This window comes from Streptomyces sp. WAC05292 (assembly GCF_003949955.1).
Classification (GTDB): Bacteria; Actinomycetota; Actinomycetes; order Streptomycetales; family Streptomycetaceae; genus Streptomyces; species Streptomyces globosus.
The window spans coordinates 1-3,030 of the sequence record NZ_RPSE01000564.1; the positions used below are offsets into that span (position 1 = coordinate 1).

Annotated in this window: 3 protein-coding genes; 2 read left to right on the plus strand and 1 reads right to left on the minus strand. The window is 74.2% G+C overall.

What is annotated here, in order from left to right:
* Positions 1-72: 72 nt before the first annotated feature.
* Positions 73-807 (plus strand): class I SAM-dependent methyltransferase, encoded by a 735-nt coding sequence (locus tag EF903_RS31025; RefSeq protein WP_125548308.1) that lies wholly within the window; start codon positions 73-75, stop codon positions 805-807.
* A gap of 19 nt (positions 808-826) precedes the next feature.
* Here the strand turns inward: EF903_RS31025 and EF903_RS31030 are convergent, their stop codons facing one another.
* Entirely contained in the window at positions 827-1,735 is a 909-nt protein-coding gene (locus EF903_RS31030) for an alpha/beta hydrolase fold domain-containing protein (RefSeq protein WP_125548309.1), read from the minus strand.
* Positions 1,736-1,950: 215 nt separating this feature from the next.
* Here EF903_RS31030 and tdh point away from each other — a divergent pair, with 215 nt between their 5' ends.
* Positions 1,951-2,979: an L-threonine 3-dehydrogenase gene (tdh, locus tag EF903_RS31035; RefSeq protein WP_125548310.1), complete on the plus strand. Its 1,029-nt coding sequence runs from the start codon at positions 1,951-1,953 to the stop codon at positions 2,977-2,979.
* The last annotated feature ends 51 nt before the right edge of the window (positions 2,980-3,030 follow it).

The following is a 3,030-nucleotide window of genomic DNA, read 5'->3' on the forward strand; positions in this document are numbered from 1 at the left end:
GCTCTGCCTTGCCTTCCGGGGCACGATACGCAGGCGTCCCACCCCCGCCAGCCCCGGAAGGCAAGGCAGAGCATGCGGTTCCCGTACGGCACCCTCGGCGAAGAGTTCCCGGAGTCGACGACCACGGCGGCCTACTCCGCCGCCGACACCCACACCCTCCTGGAGGCGCTCGACGCGCTCGGCGGGGTCCACGGCCTCGACACCCTCGACCTGGCCTGCGGACACGGCCACAACACCCGGCTCCTGGCCCGCGGCGGAGCCCGCCGCGCCCTCGGCGTCGACACCTCCGAAGAGCTGCTCCGCAGGGCCCGCGCCCACGCCGGGCACATTCCCGGGGCCGTCGCCTACGTCGTCGCCGACACCGCCAAGCTCCCCCGCCTGGGGCCCTTCGACCTGGTCACGGCCGCCTACCTGTTCAACCAGGCCCCCGACCGGACCGCCCTCCACGGGATGTTCCGCTCCATCCGGGCCAACCTGCGCGACGGCGGGCGGCTCCTCGCGACCGTCCCCAACGCCGGGGCGTACCCGCACGTCGACTGGTCGCCGTACGGGGTCCGCATCGTCGAGCGCGTCCCCGCCGGCGACGCGCCCCTGCTGAAGGCGCAGCTCGTCGACGACCCCGCCCTCGTGTTCGAGTTCCGCGAGTGGGCGCACTCCGACTTCGCGGAGGCCGCCGTCGAAGCCGGTTTCAGCACCGTCGGCTGGCAGCCCAACCGCACCCCGCCCGCCGACGCGGCCCGCGACGAGGCCTACTGGACCGCGTACCGCGCCTGGCCGGTCAGCTCCCTCATGACCTGCACGGCCTGAGCCCGCCCGCCCCGCCCCGTCACTCCGCGGCGGCGGACCGGACCAGCTCCACGATCCGGTCGCGAGCCGCCCGCCCCTCCGGCACCGGCAGCAGCGGATAGGCGTGCGGGAGCCCCGCCTCCTCGTGCAGCTCCACCTCGGCGCCGGCCTCCCGCGCCCGCCGCACCAGCTCCCGGCTGTCCGTCGCCAGCACATCCCGCGTCCCCGAGAACACCGTCATCGGCGCCAGCCCGCCCAGCGCCCCCCGCAACGGGCTCACCTGCGGATCCTCCGTCGGCAGCGTCCCCGCGTACAGCCGCCCCGCCTCCCGGAGCCCCGATCTGGCCTGCACCGGGTCCACGGCCTCCAACGCCTCCTGGTCCGGATGGCTCACCGTCAGGTCCAGCCACGGCGAGATCAGCACGATCCGGGACGGCTGCGCCCCCGTGCGGTCCCGCAGCCGCTGCGCCGCCGCCAGCGCCAGCCCGGCGCCCGCCGCATCCCCGACCAGCACCGTCCCGCCCTCCCCGCCGCCCTCGATCAGGCCGCTGAGCAGGTCCGCGGCGATCGGCACCGTACGGTCGGCCGTGCCCCGCGGAGCCAGCGTGTACGCCGGCACCACCACCCGTGCCCGCGCCTGCACCACCAGCGTCCGCACCATCGCCCAGTGCGGCCGCACCAGCTCGTTCACGTATCCGCCCCCGTGCACGTACAGCACCCGGGCCGCCGGCTCGACGCCCCGCGGCGAAGCGTCGTACACCGGCCACGCCCCGACGAACGTCCGCGATATCTCCGCGACCCGCCCCAGCGACCGGGGCGGCAGGTGCGACGCCGGCCGGCGCGCCGCCTCGGCGACCAGCGCCCGCACCGCCTCCGCACTCGCGAGCCGCCTGCGCCGGCCCGCCGCGACCAGCGCGACCGACAGCGCCCTGCTGCGCAGACTCGGCACGCCCGACACCTCCCCGATCCCCGACCCCGACGGGCGGCCCTTCCGCAGGCCACCCGCCCTTCACGGGAGGAGCATAGGCGTGAAGCTGCGCTGTCGACCCGCTTAAGAAATCCTCGATGGACTGATCACTGCGCAGGTCGGCAGATTGGTCCCGTCGATACGCCGCACCAGCCCCACGGGCCGCGGCACCCCCTGCACATGCCTGGAGCCACCCCATGAAGGCACTCGTCAAGCACAAAGCCGAACCCGGGCTCTGGCTGATGGACGTCCCGGAACCGGAGTACGGCGCCGGGGACGTGCTGATCAGGGTGCTGCGCACCGGCATCTGCGGCACCGACCTGCACATCCGCTCCTGGGACGGCTGGGCGCAGGGCGCCGTCAAGACCCCCCTCGTCCTGGGGCACGAGTTCGTCGGCGAGGTCGCCGCCGTCGGCGCCGACGTCCGCGACATCGAGACCGGCGCGCTCGTCAGCGGCGAGGGCCACCTCGTGTGCGGCAAGTGCCGCAACTGCCTGGCCGGCCGCCGCCACCTGTGCCGCAGCACCGTCGGCCTCGGCGTCGGCCGCGACGGCGCCTTCGCCGAGTACGTCGTCCTGCCCGCGCAGAACGTGTGGGTGCACCGCACCGCCGTCGACCTCGACGTCGCCGCGATCTTCGACCCGTTCGGCAACGCCGTCCACACCGCCCTGTCCTTCCCCCTCGTCGGCGAGGACGTCCTGATCACCGGGGCCGGCCCGATCGGCATCATGGCGGCCGCGGTCGCCCGCCACGCCGGCGCCCGCAACGTCGTCATCACCGACGTCAGCCCCGAGCGCCTGGAGATCGCCCGCAAGGCCGGCGCCACCCTCGCCCTCGACGTCTCGCACGCCACCATCGCCGACGCGCAGGAGCGGCTCGGGCTGCGCGAGGGCTTCGACGTCGGCCTGGAGATGTCCGGCCGCCCCGAGGCGATGCGCGACATGATCGCCAACATGACGCACGGCGGGAAGATCGCCATGCTGGGCCTGCCCGCCCAGGAGTTCCCCGTGGACTGGGCGAGGATCGTCACCTCGATGATCACGATCAAGGGCATCTACGGCCGCGAGATGTTCGAGACCTGGTACGCGATGACCGTCCTCCTGGAGGGCGGCCTCGACCTCAGCCCCGTCATCACCGGCCGCTACTCGCACCGCGACTTCGAAGCCGCCTTCGACGAGGCCGCCACGGCCCGCAGCGGCAAGATCATCCTGGACTGGACCGCCTGAATCCCGGCTCGGTTCGCCCTACCGCCACCCAAGGAGCACCCCATGTTTGAC

Coding starts and splice junctions, on each gene's coding strand:
- tdh (WP_125548310.1), top strand. CDS start 1,951: ATGAAGGCACTCGTCAAGCACAAAGCCGAACCCGGGCTCTGGCTGATG.
- EF903_RS31025 (WP_125548308.1), top strand. CDS start 73: ATGCGGTTCCCGTACGGCACCCTCGGCGAAGAGTTCCCGGAGTCGACG.